This window comes from Sphingomonas lacusdianchii (assembly GCF_022664395.1).
Taxonomy (GTDB): domain Bacteria; phylum Pseudomonadota; class Alphaproteobacteria; order Sphingomonadales; family Sphingomonadaceae; genus Sphingomonas; species Sphingomonas lacusdianchii.
In genome coordinates this window covers 12,016-33,748 of sequence record NZ_JAKRET010000009.1, presented here as the reverse complement: position 1 = coordinate 33,748, position 21,733 = coordinate 12,016, and the positions used below count along the sequence as shown (strand labels likewise).

At 67.8% G+C, this 21,733-nt stretch carries 21 protein-coding genes; 16 read left to right on the top strand and 5 right to left on the bottom strand.

What is annotated here, in order from left to right; genetic code table 11:
• Positions 1 to 108 precede the first annotated feature (108 nt).
• Genes MF607_RS13085 through MF607_RS13070 form a run of 4 tightly spaced genes read left to right on the top strand, consistent with a single transcriptional unit; the run spans position 109 to position 2,909 of the window.
• The gene (locus MF607_RS13085) at positions 109 to 1,455 is read left to right on the top strand and encodes a S41 family peptidase (protein ID WP_242119761.1); all 1,347 of its coding nucleotides are present in this window, start codon (positions 109 to 111) and stop codon (positions 1,453 to 1,455) included.
• A gap of 4 nt (positions 1,456 to 1,459) precedes the next feature.
• A complete protein-coding gene (locus tag MF607_RS13080; RefSeq protein ID WP_056460040.1) occupies positions 1,460 to 1,939 on the top strand; it encodes a disulfide bond formation protein B in 480 nt (159 codons plus the stop codon).
• On the top strand, positions 1,936 to 2,475 hold the full coding sequence (locus MF607_RS13075; RefSeq protein WP_242119474.1) for a demethoxyubiquinone hydroxylase family protein: 540 nt from the start codon (positions 1,936 to 1,938) through the stop codon (positions 2,473 to 2,475). Before MF607_RS13080 ends, MF607_RS13075 begins: the two co-directional genes overlap by 4 nt.
• Before the next feature lie 35 nt (positions 2,476 to 2,510).
• Positions 2,511 to 2,909, top strand: a complete 399-nt coding sequence (locus MF607_RS13070; RefSeq protein WP_242119472.1) for a hypothetical protein — start codon at positions 2,511 to 2,513, stop codon at positions 2,907 to 2,909.
• Positions 2,910 to 2,931: 22 nt separating this feature from the next.
• Here MF607_RS13070 and MF607_RS13065 read toward each other — a convergent pair whose 3' ends face one another.
• Together MF607_RS13065 and MF607_RS13060 are read right to left on the bottom strand one after the other, a co-directional pair.
• Positions 2,932 to 4,224 (bottom strand): homoserine dehydrogenase, encoded by a 1,293-nt coding sequence (locus MF607_RS13065; protein ID WP_242119470.1) that lies wholly within the window; start codon positions 4,222 to 4,224, stop codon positions 2,932 to 2,934.
• Between the two features lie 103 nt (positions 4,225 to 4,327).
• Positions 4,328 to 5,281 (bottom strand): isopenicillin N synthase family dioxygenase, encoded by a 954-nt coding sequence (locus MF607_RS13060; protein WP_242119468.1) that lies wholly within the window; start codon positions 5,279 to 5,281, stop codon positions 4,328 to 4,330.
• Positions 5,282 to 5,316: 35 nt separating this feature from the next.
• Here MF607_RS13060 and MF607_RS13055 point away from each other — a divergent pair, with 35 nt between their 5' ends.
• From MF607_RS13055 to MF607_RS13040, 4 genes are read left to right on the top strand one after another with little or no spacing between them, the layout of a single operon-like run.
• Positions 5,317 to 6,687 (top strand): multidrug effflux MFS transporter, encoded by a 1,371-nt coding sequence (locus tag MF607_RS13055; RefSeq protein WP_242119465.1) that lies wholly within the window; start codon positions 5,317 to 5,319, stop codon positions 6,685 to 6,687.
• 54 nt (positions 6,688 to 6,741) lie between these two features.
• Positions 6,742 to 7,083 carry a DNA primase gene (locus MF607_RS13050; RefSeq protein ID WP_242119463.1) on the top strand — a complete coding sequence of 114 codons (342 nt, stop codon included), beginning with the start codon at positions 6,742 to 6,744 and terminating at the stop codon, positions 7,081 to 7,083.
• Positions 7,080 to 7,718, top strand: coding sequence for a hypothetical protein (locus tag MF607_RS13045; protein WP_242119462.1), 639 nt, complete (start codon positions 7,080 to 7,082; stop codon positions 7,716 to 7,718). Before MF607_RS13050 ends, MF607_RS13045 begins: the two co-directional genes overlap by 4 nt.
• Positions 7,715 to 8,113, top strand: coding sequence for an acyl-CoA thioesterase (locus tag MF607_RS13040; protein ID WP_242119460.1), 399 nt, complete (start codon positions 7,715 to 7,717; stop codon positions 8,111 to 8,113). The genes MF607_RS13045 and MF607_RS13040 overlap by 4 nt, the downstream gene beginning before the upstream one ends.
• A gap of 149 nt (positions 8,114 to 8,262) precedes the next feature.
• Here the strand turns inward: MF607_RS13040 and MF607_RS13035 are convergent, their stop codons facing one another.
• Positions 8,263 to 8,991 (bottom strand): SIMPL domain-containing protein, encoded by a 729-nt coding sequence (locus MF607_RS13035; protein WP_242119458.1) that lies wholly within the window; start codon positions 8,989 to 8,991, stop codon positions 8,263 to 8,265.
• A gap of 188 nt (positions 8,992 to 9,179) precedes the next feature.
• Between MF607_RS13035 and MF607_RS13030 the strand changes: the two genes are divergently transcribed.
• The 8 genes from MF607_RS13030 to MF607_RS12995 all read left to right on the top strand — a co-directional run bounded on the left by MF607_RS13030 (position 9,180) and on the right by MF607_RS12995 (position 19,452).
• Positions 9,180 to 10,388: an efflux RND transporter periplasmic adaptor subunit gene (locus MF607_RS13030; protein ID WP_242119457.1), complete on the top strand. Its 1,209-nt coding sequence runs from the start codon at positions 9,180 to 9,182 to the stop codon at positions 10,386 to 10,388.
• 4 nt (positions 10,389 to 10,392) lie between these two features.
• Entirely contained in the window at positions 10,393 to 13,590 is a 3,198-nt protein-coding gene (locus tag MF607_RS13025) for an efflux RND transporter permease subunit (RefSeq protein WP_242119455.1), read from the top strand.
• Positions 13,591 to 13,823: 233 nt separating this feature from the next.
• Positions 13,824 to 15,029 carry a DUF445 domain-containing protein gene (locus MF607_RS13020; protein WP_242119453.1) on the top strand — a complete coding sequence of 402 codons (1,206 nt, stop codon included), beginning with the start codon at positions 13,824 to 13,826 and terminating at the stop codon, positions 15,027 to 15,029.
• 404 nt (positions 15,030 to 15,433) lie between these two features.
• Complete coding sequence (gene pdeM / locus MF607_RS13015) at positions 15,434 to 16,096, top strand: ligase-associated DNA damage response endonuclease PdeM (protein WP_242119452.1); 663 nt, start codon at positions 15,434 to 15,436, stop codon at positions 16,094 to 16,096.
• Between the two features lie 72 nt (positions 16,097 to 16,168).
• Positions 16,169 to 17,296: a homoserine O-acetyltransferase MetX gene (gene metX, locus MF607_RS13010; protein ID WP_242119450.1), complete on the top strand. Its 1,128-nt coding sequence runs from the start codon at positions 16,169 to 16,171 to the stop codon at positions 17,294 to 17,296.
• Positions 17,293 to 17,880 (top strand): methionine biosynthesis protein MetW, encoded by a 588-nt coding sequence (metW, locus tag MF607_RS13005; protein ID WP_242119448.1) that lies wholly within the window; start codon positions 17,293 to 17,295, stop codon positions 17,878 to 17,880. Before metX ends, metW begins: the two co-directional genes overlap by 4 nt.
• Before the next feature lie 42 nt (positions 17,881 to 17,922).
• The gene (locus MF607_RS13000) at positions 17,923 to 18,615 is read left to right on the top strand and encodes a hypothetical protein (RefSeq protein ID WP_242119446.1); all 693 of its coding nucleotides are present in this window, start codon (positions 17,923 to 17,925) and stop codon (positions 18,613 to 18,615) included.
• 39 nt (positions 18,616 to 18,654) lie between these two features.
• Positions 18,655 to 19,452, top strand: coding sequence for a DUF72 domain-containing protein (locus MF607_RS12995; protein ID WP_242119444.1), 798 nt, complete (start codon positions 18,655 to 18,657; stop codon positions 19,450 to 19,452).
• Here MF607_RS12995 and MF607_RS12990 read toward each other — a convergent pair whose 3' ends face one another.
• A complete protein-coding gene (locus tag MF607_RS12990) occupies positions 19,453 to 20,427 on the bottom strand; it encodes an NAD(P)H-dependent glycerol-3-phosphate dehydrogenase (RefSeq protein WP_242119442.1) in 975 nt (324 codons plus the stop codon).
• Positions 20,424 to 21,464, bottom strand: a complete 1,041-nt coding sequence (tsaD, locus tag MF607_RS12985) for a tRNA (adenosine(37)-N6)-threonylcarbamoyltransferase complex transferase subunit TsaD (protein ID WP_242119441.1) — start codon at positions 21,462 to 21,464, stop codon at positions 20,424 to 20,426. The genes MF607_RS12990 and tsaD overlap by 4 nt, the downstream gene beginning before the upstream one ends.
• Positions 21,465 to 21,733 lie beyond the last annotated feature (269 nt).

Sequence of the window (21,733 nt, the reverse complement as noted above, 5' to 3'; positions counted from 1 at the left end):
GTGGCCGAACGTCACGTCCGGTTCAGCGAGACAGCGCTTTGATCGCCGAACGATTTCCCGCTAGTGTGGCTTCCGTACCGCAGTCGAAAGCATCAAGCGTATATGCGTATGTCCCGTCCGTTCCTTCAGGCAACCGCGATCGTCGGTGCGCTCGCGCTGGTCCCCGTCGCCACCGGCGCGATGGCGCAGGCCGATGCGGGAAGTTTCCGCGAACTCGACAATTTCATGGACGTCTACAACCGGGTGAAGGCGTCCTATGTCGACAAGGTCGATGACAAGACGCTGATGGAAGGCGCGATGCGCGGCATGCTGGCGGCGCTCGACCCGCATTCGAGCTATCTCGACGCCAAGGATTTCGAGAATCTGCGCATCGCCACCACCGGCAATTATTCGGGGCTGGGCCTGTCGGTCACGCTGGAGGACGGCGCGGTCAAGGTCATCACCCCGACCGAGGACACGCCCGCCGCGCGTGCCGGCATCAAGTCGGGCGATTACATCACCCATGTCGACGGCAAGCTGATCGTCGGCGGCACGCTCGACGAAGCGGTCGCGCAGATGCGCGGGCCGACGGGATCGAAGGTATCGCTGACCATCGTCCGCCCCGGCCGCGACAAGCCGATCGAATTGACGCTGGTGCGCAGCACGATCGTGCAGAAGCCGGTCAAATGGGAAGTGAAGGACGGCATCGGCGTCATCAACATCAACACCTTCAGCGAGACGACCGGCGCCGACACCCGCGCCGCGATCGCCGGGATCGACAAGGCGCTGGGCCACAAGCCCAAGGGCTATGTCATCGACCTGCGCGACAATGGCGGCGGGCTGCTGACCCAGGCGATCGAGGTATCGGACACCTTCCTTGCACGCGGCGAGATCGTGTCGCAGCGCGGGCGCGACAAGGCAGATACCGAACGCTATTTCGCCGAGGAGATGGTGCCGGGCGACCTCGCGCAGGGACTGCCGATCATCGTGCTGACCAATCCCGGCACCGCATCGGCATCGGAGATCGTCGCCGGCGCGTTGCAGGACCATCACCGTGCGATCGTGATGGGCGAGCGCAGCTTCGGCAAGGGATCGGTGCAGTCGATCTTCGACCTGTCGAAGAACACCGCGCTGCGCCTGACCACCGCGCGTTACCACACGCCGTCGGGCCGGTCGGTGCAGGAAGGCGGCATCGACCCCGATCTGAAGGTCCCGCAGATTTCGGACCCCGATTACAAGAGCCGCCCGGTGTACCGCGAGGCCGATCTGCGCCGCCATCTGGTCAACGAGGCCGGCATCAACGACAAGACGCTGACCGAGGACACCAAGGACGATCCGCGCTTTGCCGAGACCGCCGAGTCGCTGAAGAAGCGCGGCATCGACGATTTCCAGCTCTATTATGCGTTGCAGACGATGGGCCGGGTCGGTCCGACGACGCGCATGGCGGCGGCTGTCCCCAAGCCCGGCAAGCGCTGAACCGATGCGTGCCAACGACCTGCCGCTCGCGCGCTGGATCGCGCTGCTGCTGCCGCTCACGCTGATCGCGGGGGCGCTCGGCTCGCAAGTTCTGGGCGGGCTGTATCCGTGCGAGATGTGCCATTGGCAGCGCTGGCCGCATTATGCGGCGATCGTGCTGGCGGCTCTCTCCTTCTTCGCGCCGCGCACCTCGGCCAAGCGGCTGCTGGTGATCCTTGCCGGGCTGGCGATCCTGACCAGCGGGCTGATCGGGGTGTTCCATGCCGGCGTCGAATATCATTGGTGGCAGGGGGTCACCGCCTGCGCCAATACGCTGCACGCGACCGGCGGCGACCTGCTGGCGGCGATCGTGCGGCAACCGGTGGTCCGTTGCGACGTGCCGCAATGGTCGTTCCTCGGCATCTCGCTGGCCGGGTTCAACGCGATCTTTTCGATCGCCGGCGCGTTGGTGGTGCTGATGCTGGCGACACGGAGGCGGACATGAGCAAATGGCGACCCGGCGATCCCCGGCCCGGCGGGATCAAGTCGATGATCCGCGTCGATCAGGCGGGCGAATATGGCGCGACGCGCATCTATGCCGGGCAGTTGGCGGTGATGGGCGACCGCAGCCCGATGTCGGCGGCGATCCAAGGCATGGCGTTGCAGGAGGCCGAGCATCGCGCCTATTTCGACGCGCTGATCGCCGAACGCGGCGTGCGGCCAACGATCATCCAGCCGATCTGGGACGTGGCCGGCTTCGCGCTGGGTGCGGCGACGGCGGCGATCGGGCCGGAAGCGGCAATGGCCTGTACCGCTGCGGTCGAGACCGAAATCGACAAGCATTATGAGGATCAGCTCGCCGAACTGGGCGAGGACGATCCCGAACTGGGCGCCGCGATCCGCAAGTTCCAGGCCGAAGAGCTGGAGCATAAGGAAGCGGCGCTGGCGCATGGCGCCGAACGCGCGCCGGCCTATCCCCTGCTGTCGGCGGCGATCCGCGCGGGCTGCCGCATCGCCATCGAAGTTTCGAAACGCATTTGATCGTCCGGGCGTTACCCGGACAGGAGGATTTTGTGATGACCCGCACGCTTCTGGCCGGTGCCGCCGCGATCGTCGCCTTTGCCATGCCGGCCGCGCCTGCCGCTGCGCAGGTCCGCAACGGCACGCTCGTCATCTATGGCAACGACAAATGCCCGACCAACGCCGATGGCGAGGAAATTGTGGTCTGCGTCCGCCGGGGCGAACAGGAACGCTTCCGTATCCCGAAGGAATTGCGCGACGTCGAACCGACCCGCGACGGCGAAAGCTGGGCGACGCGGGTGCAGGACAATCTGAACGCCGGGTCGAGCGGGATCGGCAGCTGCTCGACCGCCGGGGTCGGCGGACAGACCGGCTGCTTCATCCAGCGCGCCAATGCCGCGCGCGCGGAACGCCGGGCGCGGCGCGAGGCCGAGGCGGCGATCCCGCTACCCTGACCCGCCGCCGTCGGGCGCCCCCTTACCCGCCGAGCACGTGCATCCACATCGGCTGGCCGAGCACGCTGGCCGAGCTTTCCAGCTTTTCCAGCGCCTGCGCGACGCAGCGTTCCGGCCCCTCATGCGTCACGATCGCGACCAGCACCCCGCCATCGGCATTCGCGCCGCGCTGGATCAGGCTTTCGATCGAGACGCCGGCATCGCGCATCGCCGCCGCGATTTCGGCAAGCACCCCGACCTTGTCCGCGACCTGCAGGCGCAGATAGGCGCGGCCGCGGCGTTCGCCGGTCGGTTCGGGCGCGGCGGGGGTCAGGTCGGCAACCGGCATCGCATAGGGCGGGCCGAATTCGCCGCGGGCGATATCGATCAGATCGGCGACCACCGCGCTGGCGGTCGGACCATCGCCGGCACCGCGCCCCTGGAAGAACAGCCGGCCGACGAAATTGCCCTCGGCAACCACGGCGTTGAGCGAACCGGTGACATGCGCCAACGGATGGTCGAGCGGCACGAGGTGCGGATGGACCCGCTGGAACAGCCCGCGCGGCCCTGCTTCGCCGACCCCGACCAGCCGGATGCGATAGCCCAATGCCGCCGCCTCGGCGATATCGGCGGCCAGCACGTGGCGGATGCCGGTGACCGCCACCGCATCGAACGCCGGCTGGGTGTTGAAGGCGAGGCTGGCGAGGATCGACAGCTTGTGCGCGGCATCGACGCCGTCGATGTCGAAGCTGGGATCGGCCTCGGCAAAGCCCAGCGCCTGCGCCTCGGCCAGCACCTCGGCGAAGTCGCGGCCTTCGGCCTCCATCTTCGACAGGATGAAGTTGCAGGTGCCGTTGAGGATGCCGAAGACCTGCGAAATCTCGTTGGCCGCCGCCCCTTCGCGCAGGCCCTTGATGACCGGCACGCCACCGGCGACCGCCGCCTCGAACTTCAGCGCGACGCCCTTGTCCTCGGCGGCCTTGGCGAGTTCGAGGCCGTGATGCGCGATCATCGCCTTGTTGGCGGTGACGAAGCTCTTGCCCGCCGCGAGCGCACCGCGCGCCAGCGTCAGCGCCGGGCCGTCCGATCCGCCGATCAGCTCGACGACGACATCGGCATCGCCGGCCTGCACCAGCGCGGCCGTGTCGTCGACCCATTGGTAGCGCGACAGGTCGACGCCGCGGTCGCGCATCCGGTCGCGCGCCGATACTGCGACGACCTCGATCGGACGGCCGGCTCGCCGGGCGATCAGGTCGCCATTAGTCTCGATCAACCGAATCACGCCCGCACCCACGGTTCCAAGGCCGGCGATGGCGACGCGGAGCGGTTCGGTCATAGATCCCTCAATTTGCTGACGTAATAAAATTGCGGCCGGAGCATCGCCCCGGCCGGTTTCGTGTCTCTAAAGGTGGTTGGCGATCAGGGGAACCCCGTGGCCGTCACTTCTTGATAAGGCCGATCTCGACCAGCCGCTCGTACAGATAGTCGTGCGAACTGATCGGGGTCGGATAGCGGTTCGGGCGTTCCTCGCTGATGCAGCCGGGCAGCGTCTCGATCAGGAAATCGGGCGCGGGGTGGAGGAAGAACGGCATCGAATAGCGCGAATGGCCGCGCCGTTCGGGTGCCGGATTGACGACGCGGTGGGTGGTCGATGGCAGGACGTGGTTGGTCAGCCGCTGCAGCATGTCGCCGACATTGACCACCATCGCGCCCGGCGGCGGCGCGACCGGCAGCCAGCGCCCGTCGCGGTCGAGCAGTTCGAGCCCCGCTTCCTCGGCACCCAGCAACAGCGTGATGAGGTTGATATCCTCATGCGCGCCGGCACGTACTTCGGGTGCATCGGCGGGGACCGGCGGATAATGGAGCAGGCGCAGCACCGAATTGCCGTCCTTCACCGCGCGGTCGAACCAGTTCGGCTCCAGCCCTAGATAGCGCGCGATCGCCGACAGCAGCCGGTCGCCCGCCGCATCGAGCGCGGCGAACAGGTCGAGAAACGCCTCCCGAAACCCCTCCGGCCGGTCGGGCCAGACATTGGCAGGCATGACGTCGCCGTAGCGGTGACCGGCAGCAAGCTCGCGCCCGACATGCCAGAATTCCTTCAGGTCGACATGGGTCGCGCCCTTGGCGATCTCCGTCTTGAACGGGGTATAGCCGCGCGCACCGCCGCCACCCTCGACGAAATAGCGGCGCTTTTCTGCCTCGGGCAGGTCGAAGAATGCCTTGGTCATCGCCCAGGCGCGGTCGATGACGCCCTGGTCGACGCCATGGTCGGATACCATCGCGAAACCGAAGCGTTGGAACGACTCGCCAAAGTCGCGGGCGAAACCATCGGGGTCCTGCTCGGCCTGCGCCATCGAAATCAGCGGAACCTGCGAAAGCGGCGTGTCGGCCATTGGTCTCAAATCCTGAAAGATACCGGAACGAAGCCATGAAGATAGACGCACGGCCCGCCGCCGAACAGGGTGATCCTTTGCGTGACGCGAGCCGCGAGTTGCGGCATGGGGATGATGCGATGCAACAAAGAACCGATCCCCTGTCGCCCGACACCTCGGCCGCGCTGACCGACGCCGCTCCCGCCCCGGACAGTGGCGGGTCGGCGGACCGTTCGCCGCTGCCGTTCGGCGAGTTCGTGACGCTGATCGCGGCGCTGATGGCGCTGACCGCGCTCGGCATCGATTCGATGCTGCCGGCGCTGCCCGCGATCGGCGACGCGCTGGGCGTCGCCGAACCCAATACGCGGCAGTTCGTCGTAACGTCGTTCCTGCTCGGCTTTTCGATCGCGCAGCTGGCCTATGGTCCGCTCGCCGACCGCTATGGCCGGCGGCCGGTGCTGATCTTCGCGCTGATCGCCAGCACGATCACCAATCTGGTCGCGGCGGTATCGGGCAGTTTCCTGCTGCTGCTGATCGCGCGCTTCGCATCGGGTGCGGCGGTGGCGGGCGGGCGCGTGGTGACGGTGGCGCTGGTGCGCGACTGTTATTCGGGCCGGGCGATGGCACGGGTGATGAGCCTCGCCTTCATCTTCTTCATGGCCGCGCCGGTGCTGGCGCCGACCTTCGGCGAATTCGTCCTTGCCTTCGCCTCGTGGCGGTGGATCTTCGGCGGGATCGCGATCGTCACCGCTGCGGTGTTCGCGTGGTTCGTGCTGCGCATGCCCGAGACGCTGCCGGTGTCCGAACGCCAGCCGCTCGACCCCGGCCGGATCATGGAGGGGTATCGCATCGTGCTGCGCGATCGCTATGCCGTCGGCTATACCGTCGCGGCGGCGCTGCTGTCGGGCGGACTGTTCGGCTTCGTCGGATCGATCCAGCAGATCATGGAGGTGACGTTCGGCAAGCCCAAGCTGCTGACCGTCGTCTTCGCCTGCGTCGCCGGTACGATGGCGGCAGGGTCGTTCTTCAACTCGCGGATCGTGATGCGCTTCGGCACGCGGCTGATTTCGCACGCCGCCCTGCTTGGGCTGGTCGCGGTCGCGGCGATCCACCTCGCGATCACGCTGGCAGGGATCGAATCGCTGACCAGCTTCATCATCCTGCAGGCGATCATGATGGCCTGTTTCGGCCTCGCGTCGTCCAATTTCTCGGCGATGGCGATGGAGAATATGGGGTCGATCGCGGGGACGGCGTCGTCGCTGCAGGGTTTTGTGTCGATGCTCGGCGGGGCGGTGCTGGGGGCGGTGATCGGACAGGCGTTCGACGGAACCACCGTGCCGCTGTACGGCGGGTTCCTGTTCCTCGGCCTGATCGCGGTATTCGTCGTGTTTCGTACCGAACATGGCCGGCTGTTCCGCAGGGGATAGGAACCGGCGCGGCCCGCAACGGGTTTCCCTGTCCTAACCAGCAGGAGTCATTCGATGGGCGGTCATCAGGTAAATGGTCAGGGATCGGGCGACGACGGCTATGACGAGGACGGCTATGACGAAAGCCAGCGCGCCGAAATCCTCGAAGCGACCCGCGACGGACCCAGCGACGGCACGATCCTGACCGACCTCGAACCCGATCTCGGCGCGTCCGACGACGAGGATGAGGACGAACTCGACATGGTCGACGACGAACTCGCCGAAGAGGATGAGGATGTGACGATCACCGGTCAGGGCGACCAGAGCGAGGACGAACTTCAGGAAGATTTCGACGAGGACAATCTCGCCGAGGACGACGATCTGAACGACGCCGATCGCGACGCGATCGAACCGTGAGGACGTTCGCCGCCGCGGGACTGGCGCTGCTGCTGGGCGGCTGCGGCGGTGGCGATGAAGGCAACGGGGCGGCGGCGGACAACGCCGTCGCTGCAGAACCGACGCCGATCGCGGGTCAACCGACGCCGGTGACGCCGTCGACGACCCTGCCCCCGGGCGACGGCATTCCCGGCGTCTCCGCACCGCTGCCCGCCAACGAGGTTCGCCCGGCCGACGCCGCCGCGCCGGTCGCGACCGAGGCCGGACCGCAGGAGGCCGTAGCGGTGCTGACCGACTATTTCGCTGCGATCGGCAGCGGCCGTTATCAGGACGCCTATCGCCTGTGGAACGGCCGGGGTGAAGCATCGGGCATGTCGGCCAAGGCGTTTGCCGACTCGTTCGCGAAATATGCCGAGTATCGCGCGACGATCGGCACGCCCGGCCGGATCGATGCCGGCGCCGGTCAGCGTTATATCGAAATACCGGTGCGGGTTACCGGACGCCTGCTCGACGGGACGCCGGTGTCGCTGGCCGGCCCGGTCACGCTGCACCGTACCGGCGATATCGATGGCGCGACCGCCGAACAACGTTCATGGCGGATCCAGACCAGCGGCCTGAAGCCGCGCCCCGCAACGGACACCGCCACGCAGCAATGACTTCGCCCCGCTATACCCGGACGATCACCGCCGGTCCCGATGACATCGACGAACTCGGCCACGTCAACAATGCGGTCTGGGTCCGCTGGATTCAGGACGTGGCGGTGGAGCATTGGCATGCGCTGGCCACGCCCGAACAGCATGCCGCCTATGTCTGGGTCATCACCCGCCATGAGATCGACTATCGCGGCAATGTCGTGGCCGGGGAGACGGTGACGGCGGAGACCTGGGTCGACGATGCGCCGAAGGGCGCACGGTTCGACCGGCTGATGCGCTTCACCGGTGCCGATGGGCGGGTAAAAGTCGATGCGCGCACGACATGGGCATTGCTCGACCGGCACAGCGGGCGGTTGCTGCGGGTGCCGGCCGAGGTGGTGGAGCGGTTTACGCGCTGATCTGAATCGCCCGGGTGTCCCCGTTCGTCCTGAGTAGCCGCTGAGCTTATCGAAGCGGCGTATCGAAGGACCGTCTGAGACAACGTGCTTCGATACGGGTCTTCGACTTCGCTCAGCCCCTACTCAGCACGAACGGTGGGTGACCATGCTCACCGCAACAGGAACCGCACCGAGACATTGACCGTCAGATCCTGCTCCCCCGCCGCGACCGGGGTCGAATCGGCCATCTTCGCCGCGCGCGCCATCTGCAGCATCGGCATTGGCGGCTGCGGCAATTGCCCGCCATCTTCCGAGATCAGCAGGATGCGATCGACGCGCAGCCCGGCGGCGCGCGCATAGAGGTCGGCACGGGCGCGGGCGCGACGGATCGCGTCGGTGCGCGCTTCGTCGAGCGCGGCGTCGGCGGCATCGACCGACAGCGTCGGCCCGTCAATCTGGTTCGCCCCCTGCGCGACCAGCGCGTCGAGGATCGCGCCGCTCTTCCCCACGTCGCGGAAGCGGACCGAGACGCTGTTGCTCGCCTGATAGCCGGTGATCGCCGGCGGCTGGTTCTCGGCATAGCGATATTGCGGCTGCAACTGGATCTGCGCGGTCTGGATATCACGATCGGCGACGCCGGCCCGGCGCAGCGCGGCGACGACGCGGGTCATGCGCTGGGCGTTGTCCGACAGCGCCGCGGCGGCGGTCGCCGCCTGGCTGACTACGCCCGAACGGATGGTGGCGATATCGGGTACGCGCGTCGCCTTCCCCGTCGCGCTGACGTCGAGCAGCGTTCCGTCGGTCAACATCGGTGCCGATGCCGGCACCGCCTGCTGTGCCGTCGCGGGCAGCGCGGTTCCGATGGCGGCGAGGATCAGGACGGAACGGAGCATCGACATTTCCCTTTCGAATACAATCAGAACGACCGGACGATCGTTACGCACCCGCCGCAAAACGTGGCATGAACGCAATCGATGCAGCCCTTGCCGTTCTTATCGAAAAACGCGATGTCTATGCTTGAGGGTAGTGCTGTATTGAGGTAATACAGCGCGAAACGGGCTGGGGGCCTTCCAACAGGATGGGGTGGATGAATTACGAATCGACGTCGATCGCGGGTGACCGCCAGTTGCTGACCGGACCCGACGGCGCCCCGCGGTCGCGCCGCCGCGCCGTCATCGTCGGGATCGTGATCGTCCTGCTCGTCGTGCTGGGCGCCGTCTGGGCATTCGGTCGCAAGGGTACGGACGCACCCGCCGCAAAGGGTGCGGCGCCTGCCGCGGCGGCGGGCGCGCTGCCAAAGGTGACGGTGGTCGTCCCCGGCCGCGATACGGTGACCCGTGCGGTGACCGGTACCGGCTCGCTCGCCGCGCGGCGCGAAATGCCGGTCGGCGTCGTAGGCGAAGGCGGCCTCGTCACGCGAGTGCTGGTTGAGCCGGGCAGCTGGGTAAGCGCTGGACAAATTCTCGCCACGGTCGACCGCTCGGTACAGGCGCAGACCGCCGAATCGCTGTCGGCACAGGTCCGCGTCGCGCGTGCCGATGCGCAGATCGCGCAGACCGAACTCGACCGGTCGAACCAGCTGGTCGAGCGCGGCTTCGTGTCGAAGGCCGATATCGATCGCAAGACCGCGACCCGCGACGCCGCCAATGCCCGCGTCCGCGTGGCGCAGGCGCAGCTGGCCGAGACGCAGGCGCGCAACCGCCGGCTCGATATCCGCGCGCCCGCCGCCGGGCTGGTGCTGACCCGCGCGGTCGAGCCGGGTCAGGTCGTTGGCAGCGGCAGCGGCGTCCTCTTCCGCATCGCGATGGGCGGGCAGATGGAAATGCGCGCGCAGCTGTCCGAAGCCGATCTCGCCGATATCCGCGCCGGTTCGGGGGCGCAGGTCGTGCCGGTCGGCGACACCCGCGTGTTCAAGGGGCAGGTGTGGCAGGTCGCACCGGTCATCGATCCGCAGACGCGGCAGGGCATTGCCCGCATCGCGCTCAACTATGATCCGGCGCTGCGTCCCGGCGGCTTCGCCAGCGCGCGCATCGGCGCCGGGGCGTCGACCGCGCCGCTGCTCCCCGAATCGGCGGTGCTGAGCGACGACAAGGGCAGCTATGTCTATCTGGTCGATGCGCAGAACAAGGTGGTACGCCGCGACGTCCGCGTGGCCGAGGTGTCGGACGAGGGAGCTCTCATCGCCTCCGGGCTGATGGGCGACGAACGCGTGGTGGCGAGCGCCGGCGCGTTCCTCAATGTCGGGCAGGAGGTGGTGCCGGTACGCGCCGCCGCCGCCGCCGCTCGCAAGGAATAGCGCCATGGGCTTTCGCAACATTTCGGCATGGGCGATCCGCAACCCGGTACCGCCGCTGGTGCTGTTCCTCGCGCTGACGATCGCCGGGATCGTCAGCTTCATGCGCATGGACGTGAACCAGGACCCGGACATCGAATTTCCGGTGGCGATCGTCGTCATCACCCAGCCCGGCGCCGCCCCCACCGAACTCGAAACGCAGGTGACGCAGCGCGTCGAGGCGGCGGTACGCTCGCTGCAGGGCATCGACCAGATCGAATCGAGCGTGACCGAAGGGTCGTCGCAGACCGTCATCCAGCTCGATATCGGCACGCCGATCGACCGCGCGGTCAACGACGTGCGCGAGGCGGTGAACCAGATCCGCAGCGAACTGCCCGACGGCATCCTCGAACCGCAGGTGTTCCGCGCCAACACCACCGACAAGGATCTGGCGTCGTGGACCGCGATCGCCGACGACATGACCGCCGAACAGCTTAGCTGGTATGTCGACAATACCGTCGCCAAGGAATTGCTGTCGATCGAGGGCATGGCGACCGTCGAACGCGTCGGCGGCGTCGACCGCGAGATCCGCGTGACGCTCGACCCCGCCCGGCTGCAGGCGCAGGGCCTGACCGCCAGCCAGGTCAACCAGGCGCTGCGGCAGGTCAACCTGAACGCGGCGGGCGGACAGGCGGAAATTGCCGGTTCGCAACAATCGGTCCGCGTGCTGGGCAATGCCGCCACCGCCTATGCGCTGTCGCAGACGCAGGTGCCGGTCGGCGGCGGCCGGTCGGTGCGGCTTGCCGATATCGCCGAAGTCCGCGACGCCTATGCCGAACCCAAGAGCCGCGCCGAATATAATGGCCGCCCGGTGCTGGCGTTCGATATCAAGCGCGCCAAGGGCGCGTCGGACGTCACCGTATTCCACGAGGCGGAAAAGAAGCTCGCCGACCTGCAGAAGCGCAACCCGCAGGTCCGCTTCGCGCTGCTGTCCAATTCGGTCAAGTTCACCGAAATCCAGTATCATTCGGCGATGACCGCGATGGTCGAGGGCGCGTTGCTCGCGATCGTCGTCGTGTTCCTGTTCCTGCGCGACTGGCGAGCGACAATCATCTCGGCGCTGGCCATCCCGCTGTCGGCGATCCCCGCCTTCTGGTTCATGGACATGCTGGGCTTCACCCTCAACCAGATGACGCTGCTGGCGCTCAGCCTCGTCGCGGGGGTGCTGGTCGACGACGCGATCGTGGAGATCGAGAACATCGTCCGCCACATGCGCATGGGCAAATCCGCCTATCAGGCATCGATCGACGCCGCTGACGAGATCGGCATCGCGGTGCTGGCGACGACGATGGCGATCGTCGCGGTGTTCCTGCCGGTCGGGCTGATGCCGGGTATCTCGGGCCAGTTCTTTAAGAATTTCGGCCTGACCGTCGTCGCGTCCGTGCTGATGAGCCTTGCCGTCGCGCGCCTCATCACGCCGATGATCGCCGCCTATTTCCTGAAGGCGCAGGGGCATGCCAGCCATGGCGAGGGCTGGCTGATGGACCGGTATATGGGCGTGCTGCGCTGGACGCTGCGCCATCGCTGGTCGACGATCGTCGGCGCGGCGGCGGCGCTGGCGCTGACCGTCGGCATGTTCTTCGTCCTGCCGCAGACCTTCCAGCCGCCGCAGGACCGCGACCGCGTGACCGCCAGCGTCGAGATGGTGCCCGGCACCACCCTCGAACAGACCGCCGTCGTCGTGAAGCGCGTCGAGAATCTGCTGCGCGAACAGCCGATGGTCAAATCGGTCTATTCGTCGAGCTATGCCGGCAATGGCCGCGTCACCGCCGAGCTGATCGACAAGCCGAGCTTCGGCGAAAGCGTGCGGCATAGCTTCGGGCTGATGGACGATGCCGCGTACAATGCGATGCGCACGACCAAGAGCACCGAGTTCGAACGCGGCCTCGCCCCCGAACTCGCCGCGATTCCCGATGCGCGGGTGTCGTTCCGGTCGCAATTCGGCTGGGGCGGATCGAACCGCGACCTGTCGATCACGTTGGGCGGCGACGATCCGGTCAAGTTGAACGAGACCGCCAACATCCTGGTCAAGCAGATGGAAAAGCTGCCGATGATCGTCGCCCCGCGCGTGTCGGGCGACCTGAAGCGGCCGGAGATCATCATCCGCCCGCGCAGCGACCTCGCCGCCAGCCTCGGCGTGACCACCGCCGCGCTGTCGGGCGCGATCCGCATCGCGACGCTGGGCGATATCGACCAGAACAGCGCGCGCTTCTCGCTGTCCGACCGGCAGATCCCGATCCGCGTCGCCCTGTCGCGCGATGCCCGGTCGCGGCTGTCGACGATCCAGAACCTGCCGGTCCCGACCGGCAATGGCGGATCGGTGCCGCTGTCGGTGGTCGCGGATATCGGCTTCGGCGCGGGTCCGACCAAGATCGACCGCATCAACCAGCAACGCCGCCTCGTCGTCGGTGCCGATCTGGCACCCGGCGTCGTGTCGGGCGTCGCGATGAAGGCGATCCACGACCTGCCGATCATGCAGGACCTGCCGCTCGGCGTCACCGAACTGACCGTCGGTCAGGCGAAGTGGCAGGGCGAGATGATCACCAACTTCATCGTCGCGGTGATTTCGGGGATCATGCTGGTCTTCGGGGTGCTGGTGCTGCTCTACAAGCGCGTCATGCCGCCGTTCGTGAACATGGGGTCGCTGCTGCTGGCACCGCTGGGCGGCCTGCTCGCGCTGTGGGTCACCGGCAATCCGATCTCGATGCCGGTCTATATCGGGCTGCTGATGCTGCTCGGCATCGTCGCCAAGAATTCGATCCTGCTGATCGACTTCGCGCTGGAGGAGATGGAGAAGGGCGTCGACAAGGAGGTCGCGATCCTCGACGCCGGGCACAAGCGCGCCCAGCCGATCGTGATGACCACCGTCGCGATGGTCGCGGGCATGGTGCCGACCGCGCTCGCGCTGTCGGGCGATGCATCGTCGCGCGCACCGATGGGCATCACGGTGATCGGCGGGCTGACGCTGTCGACGCTGCTGACGCTGCTGATCGTGCCGGGTGCGTTCAGCCTTGCCGTCGGGCTGGAGCGCTGGGTCGGTCCGCGCCTGTCGCGGCGGCTGCTCACCTATCGTCCGGGCGATGCCGACCGCCCGGCGATCGAGCACCAGCCGGGCGGGCAATTGCCGCCGGGCGACGGGCCGAGGTCGCTGCCGGCGGCCGAGTAGGATACCGCCGCCCCTCAACCCTAAACGTCACCCCAGCGCAGGCTGGGGTCTTCCGGTGAAAGCTTACAGCAGGCGCCGCGAGAGACCCCAGCCTGCGCTGGGGTGACGTCTTTCGGACAGGGCGACGCGGCGACCCCATTGAACTTTCCCCGCAGCCGGCGATTGTTTCGCCGATGCCACGATCCCCGACCATTCCTCACGGCAGCGACGCGGTCCCTGTTCCCCTACGCCGGATGCGACGCGTCGCCACGCTCATGCTGGTGGCGATGGCGGCGCTGTTCCTGCTGTCCCGGCGAATGGACGGGGCGCATCCGGCATGGGGCTTCGTCCAGGCCTTTGCCGAGGCGGCGATGGTCGGCGGGCTGGCCGACTGGTTCGCGGTCAGCGCGCTGTTCCGCCATCCGCTCGGCCTGCCGATCCCGCATACCGCGATCATTCCGCGCAACAAGGACCGGATCGGCGACACGCTCGCCGCCTTTCTGCGCGACAATTTCCTGACCGCGCATGTCGTCGCGCGGCGCATGTACCGGATGGACGCCGCCGCCATTGCCGGCAAATGGCTGGCCGAGCCGGCGACGCGCAGCGGGCGGCTGCGGCACGGTGCCTCGCGCCTCGCGGTGAACGTCCTCGAAGGGCTCGATCCCGATCAGTTCGGGACGATGGTGCGCGGCGCGCTCGCCAACCGGTTGCGCGCGATGCGCGTGTCCCCGGCGCTCGGCCGCACGCTCGAGGCGGCGATCGCCGAGGACCGCCACCTGCCGCTGGTCGACGCGATCATCCGCTGGACGTCCAAGACGCTCGACGCGAACGAGGAACTGGTCCGCGCGATGATTCAGAAGCGCGCGGGTGCGGTGCTGCGCTGGACCGGGCTGGATGCGACGCTGGCGACGTCGGTGCTGAACGGTCTGCACAAGATGCTGGCCGACGTCGCCGAGGACCCCGCCCACCCCCTGCGCGCCAAGGCCAATGAGGGGCTGGCGCTGCTCGCCCACGACCTGCAACATTCGCCCGAGATGCAGGCGAAGGTCGAGCGACTGAAGAACGACCTGATCGAAAACCCGGCGCTCGCCGGCTGGTGGATGGGGGTATGGGAACGCATCCGTGGCGGTCTGCTCAATGTCGCGCGCAACCCCGACCGGGCGCTCGCCGGACCGGTCGGCGATGCGATGCGGCAATTGGGGCTGACGCTGCAGAACGATGCAGCGCTCAAGGCGAAGGTCAATCGCTTCGTCCGCCGCGCGGTGGTGGGCGCGGTCGCCGATTATGGCGACGGCATCGTCCGGCTGGTGTCGGACACGGTACGCGGCTGGGATGCGCGGACGATCACCGGCCGGCTGGAAAATGCCGTCGGCCGCGATCTGCAGTTCATCCGCATCAACGGCACGCTGGTCGGCGGCACCGTGGGCCTTGCGATCCATGTCGTCGATATCTGGCTGTAGCGCAATTCGGCACCGCCCGCTGCGTCCTGGTCGTTTCCCCGGACTAGATCGGCGGCCCCACCTCTTCATGCGGCCGCCGCAAAAAGCGAGACCCCGTTTCAAGCCAAAACCTCTGCAAAAGTCGGTCGATCAGTTGAAAACTGTCGTACCCCGGCGAAGGCCGGGGTCCAGTTGGGAAGGCTTTTCCGCACCTTGCCGACGTTTCCCAACTGGGCCCCGGCCTTCGCCGGGGTACGAAGAGGGAAGTTCGCATAGGTCTCGAACCAAACCCGGGTGAGAGTCGTACCGTGGCCGGGTGCCCTTCACCATGTCGTAGCGCCTGTGCCAACGGCGTGGTCGCTCCCGCCAAAATCGTTACGCCCCCACGGCTTGAGCATCCCCGCGCCTTGCGCCATAGGCACGCCATGGTTCGCCTTTCGTTCGCCGGCCACGCTTTCGATGCCCTCTCTGCCGGCGCGCTGTTCTGGCCGGCGCGGCGGGCGTTGCTGTTCGCCGACCTGCATTTCGAGAAGGCGAGCTGGTTCGCCCAGTTCGGGCAGATGCTGCCGCCCTATGACACGCTGGAGACGCTGGCGGGGATCGAGGCGGTGGTCGCGCGGACGCAGCCGGCGGAAATCTGGTGTCTGGGCGACAGTTTCCACGATATCGGCGGCTGCGACCGATTGTCCGAAGAGTCGCAGACGCGGCTGCGCGCGCTGACGGCGGCAAGCGACTGGACGTGGATCACCGGCAATCACGACCGGATCGTCGCCGACCATTGCGGCGGGCGGGTGATCGACGAAGCGGTGGTCGACGGTCTGGTGCTGCGCCACGAAGCCGATCCGCGCGAGACACGGCCCGAGCTGTCGGGCCATTTCCATCCCAAGCTGCGCGTGAAGCTGCGCGGGCGCGGCGTGTCGCGACGCTGTTTCGTGGCGACCGCGACCAAGCTGATCCTGCCCGCCTTCGGATCGCTGACCGGCGGACTGGACGCGCATCACCCCGAAATCGTCCGCGCGGTCGGCGGCGGTGCCGAGGCGCTGATCGCGCTCGAGGACCGGCTGCTGCGCTTTCCATTGGCGGCGTAGCGACATCCGCCGTTCGGCTGAACCCGGCCGCGACGCTTGAACCCGCCGCCCCGCGCATCTACCGCAGCGCCCATGGATTCCCGTTTCGGTCCCGATCGCCGCGCGACCCTCGCCACCCCGCTGGCGCTGGATGGCGGCGCGACCCTGCCCGCGATCGACATCGCCTATGAAACCTATGGCACGCTGTCGCCGGCGCGCGACAATGCGATCCTGATCTGCCACGCGCTGACCGGCGACCAGCATGTCGCCTCCACCCATCCGCGCACCGGCAAGCCGGGCTGGTGGTCGCGCATGGTGGGACCCGGCAAGCCGATCGATCTCAACCAGCATTTCGTCATCTGTTCGAACGTGCTGGGCAGTTGCATGGGTTCGTCCGGCCCCGCCAGCATCGACCCGGCCACGGGCAGTCCATGGGCGATGCGCTTTCCGGTGCTGACCATCCGCGACATGGTGCGCGCGCAGGGGATGCTGCTCGACCATCTCGGCATCGACCGGCTGCGCGCGGTGGTCGGCGGGTCGATGGGCGGGATGCAGGCGCTGTCATGGTCGGCGACCCTGCCCGACCGGGTGCAGGCGGTGGTGGTGATCGCCTCGACCGCGCGCCATTCGGCGCAGAATATCGCGTTCCACGAAGTCGGTCGGCAGGCGATCATGGCCGATCCCAACTGGCGCGGCGGCGACTATTATGCCGACGGATCGCCGCCCGCCGCCGGGCTGTCGGTGGCGCGGATGGCGGCGCACATCACCTATCTGTCCGAAGCGGGCCTGACCGCCAAATTCGGCCGCAAGCTGCAGGCGCGCGCCGATGGACAGGCGGGTGCCAAGACCTTCGGCTTCGACGCCGATTTCCAGGTCGAAAGCTATCTCCGGCATCAGGGGCTGGCCTTTACCGACCGGTTCGACGCCAACTCCTATCTCTACATCACCCGCGCGCTCGATTATTTCGATCTGGCGGAGGAACATGGCGGCGTGCTCGCCAACGCCTTCCGGCAGACCAAGGCGCGGTTCTGCATCGTCAGCTTCGATACCGACTGGCTCTATCCGACCGCGGAGTCGCGCAATATCGTCCACGCGCTGAACGCCGCTGGCGCGCCGGCCAGCTTCGTCGAACTGTCCTCGCCCTTCGGGCACGACGCGTTCCTGCTCGAATCGCCCGAACTCGACCGCATCATGCGCGGCTTTCTGGAGGCGACGATATGAGCCTGCGCCCCGACCTCGCGATCATCGCCGCCCATGTCGCGCGCGGATCGCGCGTGCTCGATGTCGGGTGCGGCGACGGGCAGTTGATGGCGGCGCTACGCGACACGCGTGACGTCGACGCACGCGGGCTGGAGATCGATCCGGGCAATGTCGCCGATGCGATGGCGCGCGGGCTGTCGGTGATGCAGGGCGATGCCGATCGCGACCTTGCCGACTATCCCGATGCCAGCTTCGACTATGCGATCCTCAGCCAGACGTTGCAGACCGCGATGCGGCCGCATGTCGTGCTCGACCATCTGCTGCGCATCGGTGCGCAGGCATTCGTGTCCTTCCCGAACTTCGCGCATTGGCGGGTGCGCGCGTCGCTGCTGTGGGGCGGACGGATGCCGGTGACGACGCTGCTGCCGCTCGAATGGTACGAAACCCCGAACATCCACCACGTCACCATCGACGATTTCCGGGCGTTCGTCGCAAAGCGCGGGATCACCGTCGTCGATGCGTGGTTCCTGTCGGGGGGCAAGCGCACCACGGCGGCGGCGGCCAATTTCCGCGCCGAACATGCGGTGTTCCTGCTGCGACGCTGATCGCGCCGGGGAAGAAGGGGGCGACGAAGGGGAGTGAATGTCATGCGTACCCGCCTGCTGTTGGTCATCGCATGCGGTGTCGCCCTGCTCGGCGGGTGCGCCCGCAAGACGCCCGAGGTCGCGACCGTCACCCCGCCGCCGATCCTGGTCCCCCCGCCCGCCCCGAAACCCAAGCCGCCACAGGGGGCTGCGCCAAACCTGACCATTCCGGCGGCAACGCCCGATGGTGGCTATGCCACGCTCAACCGGGGGCTGACGCCCGATGCCGCGCTGTGGCATTTGCGCGCGGCGCTCAATGTTGCCGCGCTCCAGTGCAATATCGGCGATCCGGCCGGGGTCGCGGCGTATAACCGGCTGCTCAAGGTCCATGCCGCGCGCTTCGCCGCCGCGTTCAAGGCTCTGGAAACCGAGTATAAACGCGGCGGTGGCGACTGGCAGGACCGGTTCGACGACGCGATGACCCGCGTCTATAACTATTTCGCCCAGCCGCCGGTCCGCGAACCTTTTTGCGCGCGGGCGCTGCCGATGTTGACACAGGTGGCGGACATGCCTGCGGGCGAACTGGACGCCTTCGCCGCTCCGGGGATCGCCGCGCTGGATGCGCCGTTCATCGATTTCTACCGCGCCTACGACGAATATCGCGCCGCCCTGTCAACTTGGACCGCCGCACAGCCGCCGGTGCTGACCGTCGATCCGAAAATACTGACGACTTCCAGCGACGTGACCGCCCACTGACCCTTGCCAGACCCACCCTTACGCGACACCTTCGTCACCATGTCCCAAGCACCCATTCGCATCGGCATCGGCGGCTGGACCTTCCCGCCATGGCGTGGCAGCTTCTACCCCGAAAAACTGCCGCAGAAGCGTGAGTTGGAGTTTGCAAGCCACGCGCTGACCGCGATCGAGATCAACGCGACCTATCACGGCACCCAGAAACCGGCGAGCTTCGCCAACTGGGCCGCGACCGCGCCCGACGGCTTCGTCTTCGCGGTAAAGGCGTCGCGCTTCTGCACCAATCGCAAGCTATTGGCCGAAGCCGGGGAATCGATCGCGAAATTCGTCGGCTCGGGCATCACCGAACTCGGCGACAAGCTGGGTCCGATCCTGTGGCAGTTCATCGCGACCAAGAAGTTCGACGCCGACGACTTCGCCGCCTTCCTAGCTTTGCTCCCGGCAACCCATGCCGGCATGACGCTGCGCCATGCGGTACAGGTCCGCCACGACAGCTTCCATGTCCCTGAATTCGTGAGCATGGCGCGCAAGGCGGGGGTCGCGATCGTCTATGCCGATGCGGCAGAGTATCCGGCCATCGCCGACGTCACCGGCGACTTCGTCTATGCCCGGCTGGAGAATGCCGTCGAGGACGTTGCTACCGGCTATGACGACGACGCGCTCGATCGCTGGGCAGACGCCGCGCGGACCTGGGCAGCGGGCGGCGCGCCCGACGGCCTGCCCTATGCCGACCCGACCCCGCCGACCAAGCAACCGCGCGAGACCTATATCTTCTTCATCAATGGCGCGAAGGTCAGGGCACCGGCCGGCGCACAGGCGCTGATCGAGCGGGTCCGATAATCACATCCCCTCGCGGCGCAGCGGGCGGCTGAGCAGCGTGTCGATGACCTGCCCGACAGGGGTGCCGGTGAGCAGGGCGCCGACCGCGGCCGTGACCGGCATGTCGACGCCCGCTTCGACCGCCGCCTCGCACAGCACCGGCGCGGTGAAGGCGCCCTCCGCCACCGTCCGGCGATCCGCCATGAGATCGGCGGCGGCGCGGCCCTGTCCCAGCCCGACGCCCAGCGAATAGTTGCGCGACGCGGTCGACGAACAGGTCAGCACCAGATCACCCAGCCCCGACAGCCCGGCCAGCGTCTCCGCCCGCGCCCCTCGCGCCAGGCCAAAGCGCGTCATCTCGGCGAAACCGCGCGCGATCACCGACGCCCGCGCATTCTGCCCCAGCCCCGCCCCCTCGACCACGCCACAGGCGATGGCGAGCACGTTCTTGACCGCGCCGCCGATCTCCGCGCCGATCACGTCGTCGCTGGCATAAGGACGGAAGCCCGGCGCGGCGAGCCGATCGGCCAGCCGGTCGCGCAAGCCCGCATCGGCGCAGGCGAGCGTGACCGCGGTCGGCTTGCCCGCCGCGACCTCGTGCGCGAAGGTCGGGCCGGACAATACCGCGACCGGCGCCTGGGGATGCACCGCGCACGCGACTTCGCCGACCAGCATCCGGCTGCCCGCCTCGATTCCCTTGGCGCACAGCACCAGCGCGCGTCCGCCGACATCGATCATCGACAGGACGGCGCGGACATGCTGGGCGGGCGTCACCACCAGCAGCGCATCGGCGGCATCCAGTTCGGTGCTCTCGGTCGTCGCGCGGATCGCCGGCGACAATGCGACGCCCGGCAGGAAGACCGGATTCTCCCGGGTCCCGTTGATCGCGTCGGCGACGTCGCGCTCGCGCACCCACAGCGTCACGTCGCCGCCGCGCGCGGCGACCTGTGCCAGCGCGGTACCCCATGCGCCCCCGCCAATGACCCCGATCTTCATGCCTTCACTCCTGCCCCGCGCACCTTTTCCGCCGACGGATCGAGCGGCCAGCGCGGGCGCGCCGCCACGTCGAGCGGGTCGCTATGTCCGGCCATGAACCGCTCCGCCCCGGCCCAGGCGATCATCGCCGCATTGTCGGTACACAGCCACAGCGGCGGCGCCACGAAGCGCAGGCCGTTCGTCCCGGCCAGTTCTTCCAGGCCACCGCGCACCGCCCGGTTGGCGGCGACTCCGCCCGCCACGACCAGCGCGGTGACCGGCCCGGCCAGCTTGAGCGCCAGCCGCGTCCGGTCGAGCAAGCAGTCGACCACCGCCTGCTGGAACGAAGCGGCGATATCCGCGACCGAATGGGCGCCCGCCTCGTGCGCGCGCAACACCGCACTTTTGAGGCCGGCAAAGGAGAAATGCGGATCGGGCGTACCGATCAGCGGCCGGGGCAGCGGCACCGCGCGCGCATCGCCCGCCAGCGCCGCCGCCTCGACGCGTGGACCGCCGGGATAGCCGAGCCCCAGCACCTTCGCGGTCTTGTCGAACGCCTCGCCCGCCGCATCGTCGATCGTGGTGCCCAGCCGGCGATAGCTGCCGACATCATCGACCCGCAGCAACTGGCAATGGCCGCCCGACACCAGCAGCAACAGATAGGGATAGGCGAGGTCGGGATCGGTCAGCCGGGGGGACAGCGCATGGCCCTCCAGATGATTGACCGCGACCAACGGCTTGTCCGCGGCCAGCGCCAGCGCCTTGGCCATGACCAGCCCGACCATCACCCCGCCGATCAGCCCCGGCCCCGCCGTCGCCGCGATCGCATCCACATCGGTTAGCGCGACCCCGGCATCGGCCAGCGCGCCTTCGACCAGCGACGGCAGGATCTCGACATGCGCGCGCGCGGCGATTTCGGGGACGACGCCGCCATAGGGCGCATGCGCTGCCTCCTGTCCCGCCAGGCGGTGCGACAGGATCGTGCGGTCGCCACGCACGAGCGCGACGGCGGTTTCGTCGCAGCTGGATTCGATACCGAGGATGAGGGGGTTGGCCATCGCGTCGGCCTTAGCGCGGATTGGGGGGCGGTAGGAAGGTTGGTTCACGCGAAGGCGCGACGGCACGGGGCGGAAGGTTGTTCGCGCAAAGGCGCCAAGGACGCAAAGGAAGGGGGGCTAGGGCAACCGGTTCGCGTTCGGTAGACCGTCTGGTGAGGGCTAACGACGCGGCAATACAAACGACCTCTTCGCGTCCTTTGCGCCTTTGCGCGAAACATTCTTCCTTTCTTACGCAGCCACCTGATTCCGACCACCCTTGCCGCGAACGA